An 18,507-nucleotide genomic window follows, 5' to 3' on the forward strand; every position below is an offset into this window, starting at 1 on the left:
GATTCACGAAGAATCTGCGCGAACCGTAACGGATCATGACGGACTTCTACGTGATGGGTGAGCTCAAAAACTTTCACGAGAAAGCCCGTGGTCGAATCGAGGTCGCCTCTCGCGAAAGCTCGATCGGCAAAGCGCAGCAGGCGTCGGACCGTACGCTCTAATTCTCCGACCTGGCGGTCTCCGTGCGCGAGGCCGGCCCTCCTCGCGACGAATTCAAAACTCGCCCCGAGGGAGCCGGGAAGATGCGCACCAAGGCGTGCGAAGGAGGGCGGAATGCGCACCCGGGCCCCTACAGCTCGACCGTGCGACCTGCCGCCGCCGAGTCCAAAACTGCTTCCACGGCGCGGACCGTATTTAGGCCTTCGCGCATCGTCACGATGTTCGAGACGTCGCCGCGTACAGCGTCGCGGAAGGCTTCGTGTTCGGTCTTCAAAGGCTCCTTGCGGTTGAGAGCGTAGCGAACGGTATCACCCTCACTCACGCCGCGGAAGGAGGCAATCGCGTCCCATTCGTTTACGGTCTCGCCGTTGGCATGGAACGTGAGATCTGCGGTCAACGTGTCGCCAACGAGTGCGCCTTTTTCACCGGTCGCGATAGTCACGCGCTCTTTGAACGGCGATAGCCAATTTACGAGGTGGTTCGTAATGGTGCCATCGGCGAGGCGGCCCGCAATCGAGACCATATCCTCGTATTCGCGGCCGGACTTGCCGGTCGTCACAGCCGAGACCCGCGCAAAACTTGAGCGAGCAACGAATGCCGTGAGGTCGAGATCGTGAGTGGCGAGATCTTTCACGACCCCGACATCGGCAATTCGTGCTGGAAAAATCCCCTGGCGACGGGTAGAGATCTGATAAATATCGCCGAGCTGGCCATTTTCGATACGCTTGCGCATTTCCTGGAGAGCGGGGTTATAGCGTTCGATATAGCCCACCGCGCCCACAAGACCCTTTGATTCAAAGGCATTGGTGATTTCTTCAGCCTCGATGATGTCGAAAGCAAGCGGCTTTTCGACAAGCGTATGAACACCGGCCTCGGCGAGCGCGAGCGCTACGTCCCGGTGAAATGCAGTCGGCACTGCAACCACGCAATAGTCGAGCCCAGCTTCGATAAGGGCTTCGACATTTGGCAAGACTTCGTAGCCGGGCGCGGCGCCATGCGGATCGCCTTGAGGATCCGCAACGGCCACGAGATCGACGCCTTCGAGAGCGCGAAGATTACGGGCATGATGACGGCCCATCATGCCGAGGCCAATAAGACCAGCGCGAAGATTTTTGCTCATCAGGCACCCGCTTTCGCAACGGCATTCACGGCCTCAACCACGCGCTCGCGATCCGCATCACTCACACTCGGATGAACCGGAAGTGAGAGCACTTCGCGCGCAGCTTTCTCCGTCACGGGGAGCTCAATGTCGCGGCGATCAAACGAGGCAAGGCGGTGCACGGGAGTCGGGTAGTACACGCCGCAGCCCACTGCATACTCCTCGCGAAGCGCCTGGGCAAAGCGGTCGCGCTCCTCTGCGCTGGCCCCATCAATACGAATCGTGTACTGGTGGTACACGTGGGTCGCTCCCTCGGCTACCTTGGGCACCACGACACCTTCGAGGTGTTCATCGAAGAATGCAGCTGTCTCCTGGCGGCGCTTCGTCCATGCCTCCAGCTTGGTGAGCTGAACACGGCCAATCGCGGCATGGATGTCGGTCATGCGGTTGTTGAAGCCAGCGACCTCGTTTGCGTACTGCTTCTCCATCCCCTGGTTACGGAACAGACGGATTCGACGTGCCGTCTCGGCATCCTCGCACGAGACCATGCCGCCCTCACCCGAGGTCATGTTCTTGGTCGGGTACAGCGAGAACATGCCCCAGCGACCGAACGTACCGACCTGCTTGCCGTTGAGAGTCGCGCCGTGGGCCTGCGCGGCATCTTCGCCAACCCACAGGCTGTGCTTCTTCGCGACTTCACAGATCTGCTCCATCGCGGCCGGATGACCGTAAAGGTGTACGGGCTGAATCGCCACCGTTCGCTCGGTAATCGCCGCTTCGATCTGCGCGGGGTCCATGCAGAATGAATCGAGATCGATATCGACGAAAACAGGCATCGCCCCGATCACGGCAACCGCATTAGCGGTCGCCGCAAAGGTGAAGGACGGAACAATAACCTCGTCACCGGGCTTGATACCCGAGGCGAGAAGACCGAGGTGCTGACCCGACGTGCCCGAGTTAACGGCAACGCACTCACGCCCACCGGCGAGCGCGCTCGAGAACTCCTTTTCGAAAGCCGCGACCTCGGGTCCCTGCGCGATCATGCCGGAAGCAAGTACGCGGTCAACCGCGGCACGCTCCTCCTCGCCGATGATCGGCTTCGCAGCAGGAATCAGATTGTATGACATGTGCAATGTCCTTCTTCTCAATCGATAAAACTATGCGGCATTTTCAAGCAGGGCGAGGCCACCGGTCACATCGTCTTCAACGTAGTGTTCGCCCGTCTCGGGACACACCCAGCCGCCGTCGGGGTCTGCTGCGAGGGGCTTACCTGACCTACCAACCCAACCAATGCGCTTCGCGGGCACCCCGGCAACGAGCGCGTGCGGTGGGACATCTTTAACGACGGTCGAGCCCGCGGCCACAAGCGCCCAGGCACCGATAGTGACAGGGGCCACGCAGACAGATCGTGCACCGATGGCGGCGCCCTTTTCGATCGTCACGCCCACCGGTTCCCAGTCGGATGCTCTCTTCGGGCTCAGATCCGGGTTGACTGCGCGCGGAAAATGATCGTTGGTAAGGACGACTGCGGGCCCGATGAACACCCCGTCACCAAGCACGGCAGGTTCATACACAAGGGCGTAGTTTTGCACTTTGCACCCCGCCCCCATTGTGACGCCGGAGCCGATATAAGCTCCGCGTCCGATGATGCAATTCTCACCAAGTGAGGCCCCCTCGCGAACCTGCGCGTAGTGCCAGACTGAGCTGCCTTCGCCGACACTCGCCTCAGGTGAAACGTCCGCCCCCTCTGCGAGCCGGTAGTTACGCTCTGTGCTCATGCCCCCACCTTGCCACCCGTAAAGCAATGTTGGCGGGACTCCCGCAGCTTTTTGCCTTTTTCGTACGCAAGATCGCGCAATTCTGTTTGATACCTCACCATTTTTTCGCGGATTTCTCGCGCAAAATCCGAGTCTCCGGAACCCAGAATTCGCGCTGCGAGGAGCCCGGCGTTGGCAGCGCCACCGATCGATACGGTTGCGACGGGCACTCCCTTCGGCATTTGCACGATCGACAAGAGTGAGTCCATGCCGTCGAGGTGCCGCAGCGGAACGGGAACGCCAATCACAGGAAGGGGGGTAAGGGCGGCGAGCATTCCCGGCAGGTGTGCGGCTCCGCCTGCACCGGCAATGATCGCACGCAGGCCGCGCTCGTGCGCGGATCGTCCGTACTGGATCATGTCTTCAGGCATGCGGTGAGCGCTCACGACCTCGACCTCGCACGGGATGTCGAAATGGGCGAGCTGCTCTTCGGCGTCTTTCATCACGGGGTAGTCCGAATCGGACCCCATGACGATACCGACCAGGGGCTTCTTACTCATGTGCTATTCCTTTGATTCGTCGCCGGTCACGATGGTGTGCGCTGCGGCGCGGGCCCGGCGCTCTGTCTCCTCGAGATCGGCTCCAAGAGCGGTCACGTGCCCAAGTTTGCGGCCTGCGCGAACGCTCTTGCCGTACAGATGCAGCTTGATTCCGGGATCCTTCGCGAGAGCCTCTCGTGCACCTTCGGCGAGGTTTTCGCGGGTGCTGCCGAGAGTGTTGACCATGACGGTCCACGCAGCGGTGGGGGTGGTGTCTCCGAGTGGGAGGTCTGCGACGGCGCGCAGATGCTGCTCAAATTGGCTCGTGACACACCCGTCCATGCTCCAGTGCCCCGTATTGTGGGGCCGCATCGCGAGTTCGTTGACGGCAATGCGACCATCCGGGTACTCGAACAGTTCGACAGCGAGCATTCCCACGACCTCGAGGTCGCTCGCGATATTTGCGGCGAGGGTGCGTGCTCGCTCGGCGACTTCCGCTGCGAGGTTCGGTGCGGGCGCGCTCACGCGAAAGCACACCCCGTCTTTTTGCTCGGATTCAGTCACGGGGTAGGTGGCGATCTCACCACCGGGACGCCTCGCCACTTGCGCTGAGAGTTCGCGGACGAAGGGGACGCGTTCCTCGGCGAGTAGCGGCTGTCCTCTTTCGAGCCACTCGCGGGCGTCCTCGAGTGCCTCCACCCGCATCACTCCGTGACCGTCGTAACCGCCGCGTGCGGTCTTCAGGATGAGGTCTCCCCCGCTCTCATGGAGGGCGGCTTCGAGATCAGCTTCGGTCTCGACGCGCCACCACCGGGGGCATGGGTGACCAAGTTCGCTGAGGCGCGCACGCATGGCGAGCTTGTCCTGTGCGTACACGAGCGCGTTGGGGCCCGGACGCACCACCACCCCTTCGTGCTCGAGCGCGTGAAGGAGGCCCGTAGGGACGTGTTCGTGATCGAAGGTCACGACGTCAACGCTCCTCGCGAAGGCCGTGACTGCCTCGGGGTCGTCGTGACGCCCGAGCATGACGTGAGGGCTCACGCGCGCCGCGGACTCTTCCGGGGTAGTCGCGAGGACGTGCAAGTCGAGGTCGAGTTCGATTGCGGCGGGGATCATCATGCGCGCGAGCTGTCCACCACCGATCACGCCAATACGCGGCGAGCGCGCACCTTCCACATGTGATGAGCTGGACTTGCGGGCGTGTTGAGTACTCACGCCGCTAGTGTAGTGCGCCGTCCGCACTTGCGTCCCCGGCACGCAGGGTGGAACGTGCATCGGTGGGCAATGCCTCAAGAGCGTGCGCCGCGGAGGCGGTGGCTTCTCGTTGGTGCCGCTCGGCGCGTCGCTTGTCCCGCCGCGCCACGAGCCCGTGGGCCTTGGCGGGGTCCGACGGCTGCTCGTCTTCTGTGTCTGCGAGCTCGGGGTCCTCGGGAGCGGGTGCCGTCGAGAGGAAGATGCCAAAGCGCGCGGGACGCTCATCAATGAGCTCGAGTCGACCGCCGTCATCCTCGACGAGGGTGCGGGCAAGGGCAAGGCCGACGCCCGTTCCACGCGAGTCTTTGCCTGAGACGGAGCGTTCGAAAATGCGCTGGCCCAGAGCCGGGTCGATGCCGGCACCTTCGTCGACGACCTCGATGACGGTTGATTGCTCGTTGCGGCGCACCTTCACGCGGGTCGTTCCCCCGCCGTGGGCGAGGGAGTTCTCGATCAACGTGGCGATCACTTGAGTGAGCGGCCCGTGCGAGGCCCATACGGCTGCGGCGTGCGGGACCTGGATTCGCAGCTCGCGACCTGCGCCACGGAAGGCGTGCTTCCATTCTTCCGCCTGCTGGACGAGGACTTGGCGGAGATCAACGACCCCGGGAGTACGGCGCTGGGAGGAACGAGGGGCGTTGATGAGGTCATGGACGACCTGGGTGAGGCGGTCAACCTGTTCGAGGGACACGCGCGCTTCCTCGCGAACCCATTCTTCCGAGCTCGTTGCGAGAATTTCGTCGAGCCTCATGGACAGGGCCGTGAGCGGTGTGCGCAGTTGGTGGGAAGCGTCGGAGGCGAGTGCCGATTCCGCCTCGAGCCGTTCGGTGAGCATCGCGCCGGAGCGGGTCAGTTCGACCGCTACGGTGTCGATTTCGGCGATCCCGCTCGGCTTCCACTCCGAGCGGCTCCTACCGCTGCCAAGTTCTTCAGCGCGCCTCGTGAGGCGAACGAGCGGCGCGGAAAGCCGCTGCGCTTGCCACAGCGCGACCGACACGCCGATCGCAATCGCGCTTATCGCGGCAACGATGATGAGCACCCACGCGCTTGCCGTGTGCGCTCGGACATCGGATTGGGGAATGCGCACGGTCACGATCTGGCCGTTGACGCCCTGTGCCGACTGTTGGAGAGCATCGGCGCCGGCGTCTTCACCTGCTTCGAGTTCCGTGTTTTGATACGTGACTGCAATTTGCACGTCGAGGTTCACAACCTGATCGACGGTCTCTTGGAGCATTGTCTCGTCGATCGGGAGCCCCTCGTTGAGGCGGTGATCCGTTTCAGAAATGACGTCTTGAAGCAGGGTGCCGGCTTGAGCGGAGAGGTTGTCGCGCACGGCTGTCAGCCACGCCGCACCCAGGGGGATGCCAAGCAGGAGGACCGCAAGAAGCACGGTCATGAGGGTGGCCTGGAGAACTCGAAGTTGCATGGTGAGCGCCTAGCGCGCCTTAGTGGGCGTCGGTGTCTTCGAAGCGGAAACCCACGCCGCGAATGGTGGTGATGCGTTTGGGACTTGTCGCGTCGTCGCCAAGTTTGCGGCGCAGCCACGAAATGTGCATGTCGAGCGTTTTTGTGGAGCCCCACCACTCGGCGCCCCACACCTCCCGCATGAGGTCGTCGCGAGTGACGACGCTTCCTGCTTCGCGCATGAGTACCGCGAGAAGATCGAACTCTTTAGCGCTGAGGGAGAGCTCCTCGCCGTCGACGTACACGCGGCGCGCGGATGGATCGAGGCTCACCCCGTTGATGTCGTACACGTTCGAGCTCGTGTCTTCTGCGACCTGGGTCCGCCGAAGGAGGGCGCGGATACGGGCCTGGAGCTCACCGAGGCGGAAGGGCTTAGTCACGTAGTCGTCGGCACCAGCGTCGAGACCCACAACCGCGTCGACCTCGTCGGCTCGCGCGGTGAGAATGAGAACGGGGGCCTCGAGGCCACCTTTGCGAAGCCTCCTGCATACTTCGAGGCCGTCGATGTCGGGTAGACCCAGATCGAGAATCACGAAGTCGATGTGGTCCTCGCTCGCGGCGATGGTCAGGGCGTCAATTCCTCTCGACGCTCTCACAACGGAATAGCCTTCGCGGTCGAGGGCTCGCGAGAGGGGCTCTGCAATCGCCGAATCGTCTTCAACCAGAAGTAGTCGTGTCACGAAGTCATCCTTACCCGAGTGCGTGTGTCCCCGCTGTGAGAAGCGCAGACCTTCAAGCGACTCTCTACTCTCTCACGAGTGACGCTCGATGAGCGAGGCCGCAGCCCGTTCGACCCTCACAATGGCAGTCTCGCCGATCCCGTGAAGCTCCTCTGTCCATTCGGCTACGCGCGTAAATCCGCCGGGGAAGGCGCGGTCGACCAGATCCGCCGTCTCGCCGTCGATCACGACCGCACCCGGTTCGGCGATACCTTCGAGCCTCGCCGCGAGATTCACTTTGGGGCCGAACACATCCCCGTAGCGGGAGAACATGTTTCCCCACGCAAGGCCCACGCGCACGTTGGGCAGCGACGGCTGACGCTTGATGTTTTCGGAGATCGACAGCGCGATTCTGACGCCGTCCTCCGGGGTATCGGCGAGGAACATGACTTCGTCGCCCACCGTCTTGACGACGCGCCCGCCGCCGTCGGAAATGACGTCGCGTGTGAGGTTCTCGAAATCCCTGATGACCTCCGCAAGCTCGATGCCATCGATCGATTGGGCGAGGCGCGTGAACTGGACGAGGTCCGCGAAGCCGACGGCGCGCGGGAGCGGGAGAGAATCGTCGTCCCATTCACTCGTCGAGGTACGCAGAATCTCTGCGCCGGCACGCGCTGTGTAGGCCGACATTTGGCGACGGAACACGTGGATCGCTTGGTGCTCGAAGATTTCGACGAACTGCGGAACGCTCTCGAGCATGCGCATGCGCGCTTCGGTGTCGCTCATGCCGTGGCGTTGCTTGGCATCGTCGACGAGTGCTTCGGTGAGCCACATCGCGAGGCGCCCCATATGAAAGCCGAGCCCGCGAACAATCGTGACAAATGCGTCGTCGCTCAAGGTGCCGTCGTTGACGAGAGCGGCGAGGTCGGCGATCGCTTCGGCATCGTCTTCGGTGAAGACGGTCGTGTCGAAAGCGACGTTGGAAAACCCGAGTCCGCGCCAATAGTCGGTACTGAGTTGCCGGTCAACGTTGAAGTCTTCTTCGAGATCCCGCCTGGAGTATTCGCGTTCGCCGTCGAGGAGGGAGCGCTCGAGTGCACCGATGGCGCCACGCACGCGCGCGAAGCGTTCGTTGAGCTCATTCGGCACGGCGTCGCCTGCGACGTATGCGTTGGGCTCCTCACGATCGTGGACGGTACTCATCGGGTCCTTTCGTTCTGTCCTCGAATCCCGCATCTCCTGGTGCTCACACTTGCTTCGGCCGCGCCAGATGGACGTCGGCGGCATCGAGAGCGTGGTGACCTCGATCGGCATTGTGGACGAGCAGCCTGCCCACTGGATCGATGCCGAGCGCCCTCGCGCTATAGGTGGCACCCGCCGGTGTCGTCACAACAACCGACGACCCCACAGTGAGGCAGTTCACAGCATACCGCCTCTGCAGGTGTCTGAAGTCCTCTCCGCCGTGATCGACAAGTGCGAAAATGCGCGCGATTTTTCGCGCGAGCACGGCGCCAAACTCGCAGCGCCCATCTGCATCGGCGAGAACTCCACCGTACAAAGCATCCATGCTCGCAAGCGTCTGCGCCTTCTCCAATCCCTCGCGCCCCCGTTCAATCTCCCCCACGAGATTGACGCCAACTCCCGCGAGAAGACGCCCACGGTCAAGACGAACGAGAATTCCCGCGATCTTCTCGCCTGAGAGCGAGAGAATGTCGTTTGGCCACTTCACGCGGGGCAATACGGCCCCGGGGGCCACTTCAGCGCACGCATCGAGAACGGCGAGGGCCACGGCGAGCGGGTACCAGCCTCGGCGCTCGGGGCCCGGCAGCGGCCACGCGAGTGTGAGCGCTAGGGATTCTCCCGGCCGGTTCTGCCAGCGCCGCCCTTGCCGCCCATGCCCGGCGCGCTGATCGAGAGTCATGAGAGCGAACGGCGCTTCGAGCGTGTCGTAGGGCGGCTCGGTGAGAATGTCGAGGGTTGAGGTGCAGGAGTCCACGTAGTCGATACGCATATGCTCACTCACGGCCTTTCACTCCCTCTTCGCTGCCTCGCTTTTCCACTATGGCGTACACTCACGAGAGCAATTGTGCCAGGCCACGACGGAGCAGGAGTGGGAGTGAACGAGACCCCGAGGCGGTCCACGACCGCCGAGAGACTTGACGAACTTCGGTCCCGCGAGAATGCGGCCGTCACGGAGGCGGGGGCCGCAGCGATCAAGAAGCAGCACGCGCGCGGCAAGAAAACCGCCCGCGAGCGCATCGAGGAACTCCTCGATGCGGGATCGTTTGTCGAGACCGATCGCTTCGTGCGCCACCAAAGCCACAATTTTGGGCTCGAGAATAAACGTATCGATGGCGATGGAATCATCACGGGGTACGGGACGATCGATGGCCGCCAAGTGTGCGTGTATTCGCAGGATTTCACTGTTCTCGGTGGCTCACTCGGCGAGGCACACGGAAAGAAGATCCAGAAGATTCAAGACCTCGCGCTGTCCACCGGCGTTCCGATTATCGGGATCCTCGACGGCGGTGGCGCGCGCATCCAGGAAGGCGTTGCGTCACTCGCGGCCTTCGCGGGAATTTTCCGGCGGAACACGCGTGCTTCGGGCGTTATCCCCCAGATTTCTCTGATCATGGGGCCCGCGGCTGGCGGCGCCGTTTACTCACCTGCGCTCACGGACATCATCGTGATGGTGGAGAAGTCCTCGCACATGTTCATTACGGGTCCCGACGTCATCAAAACCGTCACCGGCGAGAGCGTGGGCTTCGAGGAGCTTGGCGGGGCTCGCACGCACTCGAGCACGTCCGGAGTCGCGCATTACATGGCGAGCGATGAGTCAGACGCACTCGACTACGTTCGAGACCTTCTCTCGTATCTTCCGGCGAACACACTTACTGAGGCCCCCGTCTATCCCGACGAATCGGATCTCGAACCGAGAGCGGAAGACCGCGCCCTCGATCGCCTCGTCCCCGATTCCCCGAATCAGCCCTACGACATGCTCAGCGTGGTCGAGGCGGTCCTCGACGACGAGTTCCTCGAGATCCACGGGAATTTCGCGAAAAACGTCATCGTGGGTTTCGGGCGAGTCGAAGGGCACAGCGTCGGCATCGTCGCGAATCAGCCTTCGCAACTCGCAGGCACGCTCGATATCGATGCGAGCGAGAAAGCCGCACGCTTCGTTCGACTATGCGATTCCTTCAACATTCCGGTACTGACGTTCGTGGATGTGCCGGGTTTCCTCCCGGGAACGGGCCAGGAGTATGGCGGCATCATTCGCCGCGGTGCGAAACTTCTGTACGCGTACGCTGAGGCGACCGTCCCGCTCATTACCGTCATCACCCGCAAGGCGTACGGCGGCGCGTACATCGTGATGGGCTCGAAGGAGCTCGGTGCCGATATCAATCTCGCGTGGCCAACCGCTCAAATAGCGGTCATGGGCGCGCAGGGGGCGGTCAATATCCTTCACCGAAAGGAACTCAAAGCAGCCGGCGAAGCAGGCGAGGACGCCGAGGCGCTTCGCGCACAGTTCCAAACCGAGTACGAAGAGACCTTCGCAAATCCCTATGTGGCCGCTGAGCGAGGCCTTCTCGACGGCGTGATCCAACCTCACGAGACTCGCGAGGCGATCACACGGGCGCTCAGGGCACTGCGGACCAAGCGTGACGCCATGCCCACAAAGAAACACGGGAACATTCCGCTGTGAGCGCTCACGAGCAGCTGAACCCTCCCTCATTCCCCGGAAGCGACGGAGCAGAGCCTCGCCCGAGCGTCGAACTTGTCTCGGGCCGCCTTACCGAGGAAGAAATCGCCGCCATTTCGGTGGCGGTCGCGGCGATGAGCGCGATTTCGCGAGAAGAGGCGCACCAGCGTGAAATCGCCGAGCGCGCAGGAGGCTCATCCTCGGCATGGAATTCTCCCGTGCGCACCCACAGATCGGCTCACTCCCTCCGCGCGAGCGCGGGCCAAAGCTCCTGGATTTTCTCCCAGCGCTGACTCACGTGACTACAGTGGTGCCATGACAACGAAGCGCACCCCTAGCCCTACCGATCACGTCGCGAATGATTTTGTTGAGCGCTCGATCGCTTTGAGCCCCATGACCGCCACGAGCCTCGGCGTCCCCGGCCAGGACCATCTCATGGACGACCTGTCCCCAGAAGGTCTTGAGAAAGGTGCTTCACTGACGCGCGAGACGCTCGCCGCCCTTGACGGCGTTGAGCGTGAGCATCCTGGCGACGATGTCGATCACGTGACGCGCGCAGCCATGCGGGAGCGCCTCGGCCTCGAGCTCGAGCATCACGACGCGCTCCTCACGCATGCGACCGTGAACAACATCGCCTCCCCCGTTCAAGGGATCCGCAGCATTTTTGACATGATGCCGAACGAAAGCGCCGAGGATTGGGACACGATCAGCGAGCGCCTCGCACGCGTGCCGGCGGCCGTCGAGGGCTACGCCGAATCGCTCCGATACGCCGCGTCGAAGGGGGGTCTCGCGGCAAAGCGCCAGCAGCTCATTGGCGCGGAACAGTCACGCTCCTTTACGAAGGCCGACGGTTTCTTCCCCTCCCTCGTCACCAAATCCGGCCTTGAGGGCCCGGCCCGCGAGAAGCTTGAACAGAATGTGAACCTCGCGTGCGAGGCCTATACGAAACTCGCAGAGGTGTTTGAGGAGCTTGCGGAGAACGCTCCCGAGAAGGACGCCGTCGGCCGCGAGGCCTACCAGCTCGGTTCGCGCACGTTCCTCGGCGAAGAGATCGACGTCGAGGAGGCATACGAGTTCGGTGTTGAGGAACTCACGCGCCTGATCGACGAACAGAAGCAGGTAGCCTCGCGCCTGAATGCGCATTACGGCAATGGCGGCGGCGATTCTATCGATGCCGCGATGGCCTCCCTAAATGCCGATGAGTCGCTCGTTCTTCACGGCACCGACAACCTCAAGGCGTGGATGCAGGAGCTTTCCGACGCGGCGATTCGTGATCTTGCCGGGACGCACTTTGATATTCCGGAGGAGCTCACGCGCCTGGAATGCATGATCGCTGAAACGGGCGCGGGCGGCATCTACTACACCGGCCCGAGCGAGGACTTCTCGCGCCCCGGTCGCATGTGGTGGGACACCCCCGCCGGAGTTGACACGTTCCGCACGTGGAGTGAAACCACAACCGTGTACCACGAGGGCGTGCCCGGGCATCACCTCCAGGTGGGCACGCAGCAGCTTCAAGCAGAGCGCCTGAACCGCTGGCGTGCGTCGTTCATGTGGGTGTCGGGCCACGGCGAAGGCTGGGCGCTGTACGCAGAGCGGCTCATGGAGGAGCTCGGCTATCTCACAACCGACGGAGAAAAGCTCGGCATGCTCATGGAGCAGCGCATGCGCGCCGGCCGCGTCGTCCTCGATATCGGTCTTCACAACGAACTTCCCGTTCCTGAACAGTTTGGTGGCGGGCAGTGGACTTACGAGCGCGGTTGGGACTTCGTCCGCGAACACTGGCGCATGGAAGAGCCGATTCAGCGCTTCGAGTATCACCGCTACCTCGGTTGGGCCGGCCAGGCCCCGAGCTACAAGCTCGGCCAGCGAGTCTGGGAGCAGTTGCGCGACGAGGCTCTCGCGCGCGGCACGTCTCTTCGCGACTTCCATCGCGAAGCGCTCGAGCTCGGCAGCCTGCCCCTTTCGGTGCTGCGCTCCGCTCTTTCGGCTCCCCACGGCAGCGGGGGTCGGTGCATGAACAGCGGGCTCCCCGGGGTGGGCGAAGGGGCCGACGACCGCCAAGCAACCGTCGGAACCCCACTTCACGAACCGCTCCTGCTCCTGGCCTCCCAGTCTGCCGGACGTAAGGCCGTGCTGACGCGTGCCGGGATCGAGTTCACGACCCTGCCCGCGGATGTGGACGAGGAAGCTGTTCTCGCCGCGGCACTCGAGTCCTCGGGCGAGCTGGCCTTCGAGGATCAAGTGCTGACACTCGCCAGAGCGAAGGCCGAAGCGTCGTGCGCGGCGAGCGAAGGTGGGTATGTCGTTCTCGGCGGCGACTCGATGCTCGAGATCGATGGCGCCCTCGGAGGCAAACCCCGCACGGCAGATGCCGCACGCGAGAGGTGGCGGGAGATGCGAGGAAAGAGGGCGCGACTTCATTCGGGGCACTGGCTCATCGATGATCGCGACCCGCTGGATGGCGGAACCGGGGCGACGTTCGGCAATACGGCATCGACAGATGTCTATTTTGCCGAGCTTTCCGATGCCGAGATCGACGCGTACGTGTCGACGGGCGAACCGCTGTGGGTTGCGGGCGCCTTCACGATCGACGGGTACGGCGGCCCCTTCATTGAACGCATCGAGGGCGATCACCACGCGGTCATCGGTCTGTCGCTTCCGCTTCTTCGCCGGATGCTCGCGGAGATTTCTCTCCCGATCACTGACCTTTGGCGTCCAACGTCCTCGTCGTAAAGCTCTTTCGTCTACGGGCGGTATATGCTCGGAAGGTTGCTGAGCACTTCGCCCGACACCTGAAAAGGATCCCGAATGCCTAAGCCCGCGCTCCATCGACCGTTCCGCACGGTTCTCATTGCCAATCGTGGTGAGATCGCCGTACGCATTGCCCGTGCCTGCCGCGACGCCGGGCTGCGATCGATCGCCGTGTATTCCGACTCGGATCGCGACGCTCTGCACACGCGCGTCGCTGACGAGGCCTACGCCCTCGGCGGAGCGAGCGCCGCGCAGAGCTATCTCGTGATCGACAAGCTTCTCGACATCGCGCAGCGAAGCGGCGCTGAAGCAATCCACCCGGGCTACGGGTTCCTGTCGGAGCGTGCGGACTTCGCGCAAGCCGTGATTGACGCTGGCCTCGTGTGGATCGGCCCCAGCCCCGAGGCCATCGAGAAGCTCGGCGACAAGGTCTCCGCACGCCATATTGCCCAGGCGGCAGGAGCGCCGCTCGTTGCGGGCACCAAGGATCCCGTCAAAGATTCGGGCGAAGTGGTCGCCTTTGCCAAGGAGCACGGCCTCCCAATCGCCATCAAGGCGGCATTCGGCGGGGGCGGGCGCGGTTTGAAAGTCGCGCGTGAGCTCAGTGAGGTGCGCGAGCTCTTCGACTCCGCGACTCGCGAGGCAATCGCATCGTTCGGCCGTGGAGAATGCTTTGTTGAGCGCTACCTCGACGCACCGCGCCACGTGGAAACGCAGTGCCTCGCCGATAGCCACGGCAACGTCCAGGTCGTCTCTACCAGGGACTGCTCGCTCCAACGACGCCACCAGAAACTCGTCGAGGAGGCGCCTGCACCATTCTTGAGCGACGAGCAACACGCGCGCCTTGTCGAATCGTCGAAAGCGATTTTGAAGGAAGCCCACTACGTGGGGGCAGGCACGTGCGAGTTTCTCGTGGGCCAGGACGGCACCATCTCGTTCCTCGAAGTCAACACGCGCCTCCAGGTTGAGCATCCCGTGACCGAAGAGGTCACGGGAGTCGACCTTGTGCGCGAACAGTTCCGCATCGCCGCGGGCGAGAAAATTTCCCCCGTGGATCCTCAGACCCGCGGACACTCCTTTGAGTTCCGCATCAACGGCGAAGACGCGGGGCGAGGATTCCTCCCCTCCCCCGGGCCCGTCAAGCTTTTTGAACCGCCCCTCGGCCCGGGCGTGCGCGTGGACTCGGGCGTGCGCACGGGTGACTCGATTTCCGGCTATTTCGACTCCATGCTCGCGAAGCTCATCGTGACCGGTGCGACCCGCGAGGAGGCGCTCGAGCGCTCACGTCGTGCCCTCGCCGAGTTCCGTATCGACGGCATTCCCACCGTCATGCCCTTCCACCGACTCGTCGTCGACGATCCAGCATTCGCACCGAGCGATCCGGATACTCCCTTCGCCGTGCACACGCGCTGGATTGAGACGGAATTCTCGGGTGACATCACCCCCTCCGCTCTCCCGAACGCCACGGACGACGTCGAGGATCGCGAGGACGTCATCGTCGAGATCGACGGGCGCAAGGTCGAGATCTCGCTTCCCGCGTCTCTGCGCGCGCCTCGTGCAGCCACTCCCCAGCGCCGCAAGCGTCGCACGAGCAGCGCCCGGAGTACCTCGGCCGGCGGCCATGCGGTGAGCGCACCCATGCAGGGAACCATCGTCAAGATCGCCGTCGAGGAGGGGCAAACCGTCGCCGACGGTGACCTCATCCTCGTCCTTGAGGCGATGAAAATGGAGCAGCCGATCCTTGCGCACCGGAGCGGAATTGTGACGAACCTCGACGCGGAGATCGGCGCCACGGTTTCCGCGGGTGCGCAACTCTGCTCGATCGAAGATTAGGCGGTCCCGCGCGGGTAGGCTTGTCGCATGACTGACAATGCACACATGACACCCGACCCGTACCTCCTCGCCAAGGACGCGGCAAACGTCCTGCGCGAGGCCTCCGGCATCGAGCGGATTGACATTGCCGTGACGCTCGGATCCGGCTGGTCCGGGGCAGCCGAGCTCCTCGGCACGGAACTGTTCAGCACTCCCGCCGACGCGATCCCCGGTTTCCAGAAGCCCTCGGTCAAAGGCCACGTCGGGACCCTCCGCATCTTTGAGATTTCCGGCGGGGCCCGCGTACTCGTGCTCGGTGCCCGCACCCACTATTACGAGGGCCACGGCGTAAGCGCCACGGTTCACGGCGTGCGCACCGCTGCCGAATTCGGCGCGACGACGCTCGTGCTGACCAACGGCTGCGGCGGCCTGAACGAACAGTGGAAGCCGGGTAGTCCCGTGCTCATCACCGATCACATCAACTTCACGGGTGACAGCCCGATCACGGGTGCGACCTTCGTCGACCAAACCGACATCTACACACCGCGCTTGCGCGAGATCGCGAAGTCAATCGATCCGGGCCTCGACGAAGGCATCTACATGCAATTTCGCGGACCGTTCTACGAGTCCCCCGCAGAGGTCCAGATGGCGCGCGTTCTCGGTGCGAGCCTCGTGGGCATGTCGACCGTGCTCGAGGCCATGGCTGCGCGCGAAGCAGGCCTCGACGTGCTCGGCTTCTCGCTCGTGACAAACCTTGCCGCGGGGATCTCCCCCACGCCGCTCAACCACGAAGAAGTCGTTGAGGCAGGGCACGCTGCGGCTCCGCGCCTCGCGAAGCTTTTGTCCAGCACCATTCACGCCATCGCAAAGGAGAGCGACCGATGAGCGCGCTCGAGCCAAACCTTGCTTCCCGCGCGCGTGCATGGATGGAGGATGACCCGAACCAGAGCACGCGCGAGGAACTCAAGCATCGCATTGCCGCTGCTGAGGAGGGCAACGAGGCCGAACTCGCCGAACTCGAAGGAGCCTTCGCCGGAACTCTCCAGTTCGGCACCGCCGGTCTTCGAGGTGCGATGGGCCCCGGCCCGAACCGCATGAATGTTGCGGTCGTGTCGCGCGCCGCGGCAGGCATCGGCGCCTACCTCAGCGATGTCGTTGGGAAGGCACGCATCGTGATTGGCTACGACGCGCGCTACAACTCCCGCACGTTTGCCGAAACGAGCGCCGCTATCCTCACCGCTGCCGGCCACGAGGTCATCCTGATGCCCCACCACTGGCCAACTCCCGTGCTCGCGCACGCCGTGCGTGCGAAGAGTGCAGATTGCGGCATCATGGTGACGGCTTCCCATAACCCCGCACGGGACAACGGCTACAAGGTCTACCTGGGTGGCCGCGCCGCAAGTGAAGACGGCAACGGCGTGCAGATCGTCCCGCCGGCCGACGCGGATATCGCCGCGAAAATCGCCTCCGTGGGAGCGGTGCGCGACATTCCCCTCGCCGAAAGCGGGTGGGAGACGATGCCCGAATCCTTCGTCGACGAGTACGTCGAGGCTATCCTCCCGATTATTGAGCGAAGCGACGCGACCGATACGGGTGCGGCTCGCGCCGCACGTGCGAACCTGCGCATCGTCCACACGGCCATGCACGGCGTCGGTAGCGCGACGATGCTCTCCGCCTTCGAGAGCGCTGGCTTCACGGATGTCCACAGCGTGAAGGAGCAGCAAGAGCCAGATCCCGACTTTCCGACCGTTCCCTTCCCGAACCCGGAGGAAAAGGGGGCGATCGATCTCGCGGCAAAACTCGCCGAACAGGTCGAGGCAGATCTGGTCATTGCGAACGATCCCGACGCGGATCGCTGTGCCGCCGCCATTTATGACCCGCGCCGCGAGGTGTGGCGCATGCTGCACGGCGATGAGCTGGGACTGCTTCTCGCGACCTACATTGCGGACCACCGCGAGGTCGAGGGGGCATTCGCGAACTCGATCGTGAGTTCACGCTCCCTCGGGGCGCTCGCGAAAGCTCGCGGATACGCGAGCACCCAGACCCTCACGGGCTTCAAATGGATCGCCCGCGCACACAACGTTGCGTTCGGGTACGAAGAAGCGATTGGCTACTGCGTGCTCCCCGATGTCGTCAAGGATAAGGACGGCATGTCGGCGGCTCTCGCGATCGCCGAGCTCGCCGCCCTCACGAAAGCACACGGCGCGAGCCTAGTCGATCTCCTTGACGACCTTGCGCGCGAATGCGGGCTCTACCTCACCTCGCAGCTTTCGATCCGGGTGAGCAACCTCGACCGCATCGGCGAGATGATGACCACCCTCCGCACGACTCCCCCGAGCGCGCTCGCGAACTCGCCTGTGGTCGATGTCCGCGATCTCGCCGAGGGGTCGCTCGAGACCACGGGCCTGCCGCCCACAAACGGCATGTTCCTGCTTGCCGAGGACGACTCGCGTGTGATCGTGCGCCCGTCGGGAACCGAGCCGAAGCTCAAGGCCTACCTCGAGGTCGTCAGTCCTATCGCGGCAGACGCGAGCTTTAACGACCTCTCGGCCGCACGTGAACGCGCGGCCGAGAAGCTCGAACTTATGAAGAAGGAGCTCAGCGAGCTCCTTGGCGCCTAGAGCCTAGGAACGCGCCTCTAGCTCATCGAGGATCGCCGCGGAACCGGACAGGCCGAGCCTGTTTGCGCCCGCGGCGATCATCTCTTTCGCGGCTTCGAGTGTGCGGATGCCACCCGAGGCCTTCACGCCGAAGTCTTCACCCACGGTTTCGCGCATGAGCGCGACGGCGTGGGCGCTCGCACCGCCGGCGGGATGGAAGCCCGTGGAGGTCTTAACGAAATCGGCGCCCGCGCGCTTAGCCGCCTCGCATGAGGCAACAATCTGCTCATCGTTGAGCGCTGCGGACTCGATGATGACCTTGAGAATGACGGGCCACGGCGCGGCCTCGCGCACAGCGCGGATCTCCTGCTCAGTGAAGTCGCTGTCGCCCGCGATAGCGCGACCCACGTTGATGACCATGTCGATCTCTTCGGCCCCCTTCTTGACCGAATCGGCGGCCTCGTAGGCCTTCACTTCGGGCGCTACCTGCCCCGAAGGAAAACCGCACACGGTCGCGACGTGGACGCTCGTCTCGATCGGGAGCATCGATGGCGACACGCAAATCGAGTAGGTGCCAAGCTTCTCAGCCTCGCGCGCGAGAGCCGCGGCGTCGGCCGGAGTCGACTCGGGCTTGAGGAGCGTGTGGTCGATCATCGCGGCCAGCTCGTCGTAGGACACGGTGGTGTTGTCGTTGTGATTTGTCATGCGTTCAT

General features: G+C 63.5%; 17 protein-coding genes. 7 read left to right on the plus strand and 10 right to left on the minus strand.

The genetic code is table 11. The features are described from left to right. Positions 1–35: 35 nt before the first annotated feature. The gene (locus FXY94_RS11145) at positions 36–161 is read left to right on the plus strand and encodes a hypothetical protein (RefSeq protein WP_255348415.1); all 126 of its coding nucleotides are present in this window, start codon (positions 36–38) and stop codon (positions 159–161) included. Between the two features lie 128 nt (positions 162–289). On the opposite strand, the gene FXY94_RS10500 is transcribed toward FXY94_RS11145, so the two are convergent. From FXY94_RS10500 to FXY94_RS10535, 9 genes are all read right to left on the minus strand, one after another. Then, positions 290–1,279 carry a Gfo/Idh/MocA family protein gene (locus FXY94_RS10500; protein WP_016665030.1) on the minus strand — a complete coding sequence of 330 codons (990 nt, stop codon included), beginning with the start codon at positions 1,277–1,279 and terminating at the stop codon, positions 290–292. After that, a complete protein-coding gene (locus tag FXY94_RS10505) occupies positions 1,279–2,385 on the minus strand; it encodes a DegT/DnrJ/EryC1/StrS family aminotransferase (RefSeq protein ID WP_016665031.1) in 1,107 nt (368 codons plus the stop codon). Before FXY94_RS10505 ends, FXY94_RS10500 begins: the two co-directional genes overlap by 1 nt. 30 nt (positions 2,386–2,415) lie before the next feature. Continuing rightward, positions 2,416–3,036 carry an acyltransferase gene (locus FXY94_RS10510; RefSeq protein ID WP_016665032.1) on the minus strand — a complete coding sequence of 207 codons (621 nt, stop codon included), beginning with the start codon at positions 3,034–3,036 and terminating at the stop codon, positions 2,416–2,418. After that, positions 3,033–3,575 (minus strand): 5-(carboxyamino)imidazole ribonucleotide mutase, encoded by a 543-nt coding sequence (gene purE, locus FXY94_RS10900; RefSeq protein WP_016665033.1) that lies wholly within the window; start codon positions 3,573–3,575, stop codon positions 3,033–3,035. Before purE ends, FXY94_RS10510 begins: the two co-directional genes overlap by 4 nt. A gap of 3 nt (positions 3,576–3,578) precedes the next feature. Then, a complete protein-coding gene (locus tag FXY94_RS10515; RefSeq protein WP_016665034.1) occupies positions 3,579–4,829 on the minus strand; it encodes a 5-(carboxyamino)imidazole ribonucleotide synthase in 1,251 nt (416 codons plus the stop codon). After that, complete coding sequence (locus FXY94_RS10520) at positions 4,774–6,234, minus strand: sensor histidine kinase (protein ID WP_016665035.1); 1,461 nt, start codon at positions 6,232–6,234, stop codon at positions 4,774–4,776. Before FXY94_RS10520 ends, FXY94_RS10515 begins: the two co-directional genes overlap by 56 nt. 19 nt (positions 6,235–6,253) lie before the next feature. Continuing rightward, positions 6,254–6,952, minus strand: a complete 699-nt coding sequence (locus FXY94_RS10525) for a response regulator transcription factor (protein WP_016665036.1) — start codon at positions 6,950–6,952, stop codon at positions 6,254–6,256. Between the two features lie 72 nt (positions 6,953–7,024). Further along, positions 7,025–8,134: an adenylate/guanylate cyclase domain-containing protein gene (locus FXY94_RS10530; RefSeq protein WP_016665037.1), complete on the minus strand. Its 1,110-nt coding sequence runs from the start codon at positions 8,132–8,134 to the stop codon at positions 7,025–7,027. Between the two features lie 43 nt (positions 8,135–8,177). Continuing rightward, a complete protein-coding gene (locus FXY94_RS10535) occupies positions 8,178–8,954 on the minus strand; it encodes a biotin--[acetyl-CoA-carboxylase] ligase (protein WP_141740674.1) in 777 nt (258 codons plus the stop codon). 93 nt (positions 8,955–9,047) lie between these two features. On the opposite strand from FXY94_RS10535, the gene FXY94_RS10540 reads away from it, so the two are divergent. From FXY94_RS10540 to FXY94_RS10565, 6 genes are all read left to right on the plus strand, one after another. Beyond that, positions 9,048–10,634 (plus strand): acyl-CoA carboxylase subunit beta, encoded by a 1,587-nt coding sequence (locus tag FXY94_RS10540; RefSeq protein WP_016665039.1) that lies wholly within the window; start codon positions 9,048–9,050, stop codon positions 10,632–10,634. Further along, positions 10,631–10,924, plus strand: a complete 294-nt coding sequence (locus FXY94_RS10545) for an acyl-CoA carboxylase epsilon subunit (protein WP_016665040.1) — start codon at positions 10,631–10,633, stop codon at positions 10,922–10,924. Before FXY94_RS10540 ends, FXY94_RS10545 begins: the two co-directional genes overlap by 4 nt. 22 nt (positions 10,925–10,946) lie before the next feature. Beyond that, complete coding sequence (locus FXY94_RS10550; RefSeq protein ID WP_016665041.1) at positions 10,947–13,364, plus strand: DUF885 family protein; 2,418 nt, start codon at positions 10,947–10,949, stop codon at positions 13,362–13,364. Positions 13,365–13,439: 75 nt separating this feature from the next. Continuing rightward, a complete protein-coding gene (locus FXY94_RS10555; RefSeq protein WP_016665042.1) occupies positions 13,440–15,215 on the plus strand; it encodes an acetyl/propionyl/methylcrotonyl-CoA carboxylase subunit alpha in 1,776 nt (591 codons plus the stop codon). Positions 15,216–15,242: 27 nt separating this feature from the next. Further along, positions 15,243–16,079, plus strand: a complete 837-nt coding sequence (locus FXY94_RS10560; RefSeq protein ID WP_016665043.1) for a purine-nucleoside phosphorylase — start codon at positions 15,243–15,245, stop codon at positions 16,077–16,079. Then, a complete protein-coding gene (locus FXY94_RS10565) occupies positions 16,076–17,815 on the plus strand; it encodes a phospho-sugar mutase (RefSeq protein ID WP_016665044.1) in 1,740 nt (579 codons plus the stop codon). The genes FXY94_RS10560 and FXY94_RS10565 overlap by 4 nt, the downstream gene beginning before the upstream one ends. Positions 17,816–17,818: 3 nt before the next feature. Here FXY94_RS10565 and deoC read toward each other — a convergent pair whose 3' ends face one another. Next, positions 17,819–18,499: a deoxyribose-phosphate aldolase gene (deoC, locus tag FXY94_RS10570; RefSeq protein WP_040387064.1), complete on the minus strand. Its 681-nt coding sequence runs from the start codon at positions 18,497–18,499 to the stop codon at positions 17,819–17,821. Positions 18,500–18,507 lie beyond the last annotated feature (8 nt).

Origin of the sequence: Dermabacter jinjuensis (genome assembly GCF_902381725.1) — a bacterium.
GTDB classification, from domain to species: Bacteria; Actinomycetota; Actinomycetes; order Actinomycetales; family Dermabacteraceae; genus Dermabacter; species Dermabacter hominis.